The sequence below is a fragment of the Streptomyces sp. SID5910 genome (assembly GCF_009862125.1).
Taxonomy (GTDB): Bacteria; Actinomycetota; Actinomycetes; order Streptomycetales; family Streptomycetaceae; genus Streptomyces.
On record NZ_WWHX01000629.1, the window covers coordinates 1 to 446 of the forward strand.

Genomic DNA, 446 nt, shown 5'->3' on the forward strand with positions numbered 1-446 from the left:
ACGTGCTCCGCACCAGCAGTCACCAGCCACCGCGCCACACGACGACCCAGACCACCCGTGCCACCCGTCACCAGCACAGTCCCCGACACCCGCCAAGAACCACCACCAGCAGCACCAGCAGCGCGGATCACGCGCCGGCCGAACACCCCCGCAGCACGAACAGCGATCTCACCCTCACCCGAGGCAAACACCCCGGCCAGACGCCCGACCAACCGGGCATCCACCACCTCAGGCAGATCAACCACACCACCCCAACGAGCGCCCAACTCCAAACCAGCCACACGGCCCAGACCCCAGACCTGCGACTGATCCAGATCACGCACCCGCTCCGAGTCGGACACCGCTACGGCGTTGCGGGTCACGCACCACAGTCGTGCTTCGACACCCACATCACCCAGCGCCTGCACCAGACCCAGCGTCAACGCCACCGACACCGGAACCGAACC

Annotated in this window: 1 protein-coding gene; it reads right to left on the reverse strand. The window is 67.5% G+C overall.

Annotated features, from left to right (window positions below):
• Nucleotides 1-446, reverse strand: a 446-nt coding sequence (locus tag GTW67_RS22120) for a SpnB-like Rossmann fold domain-containing protein (protein ID WP_161166549.1), incomplete at both ends; no start/stop codon positions are given.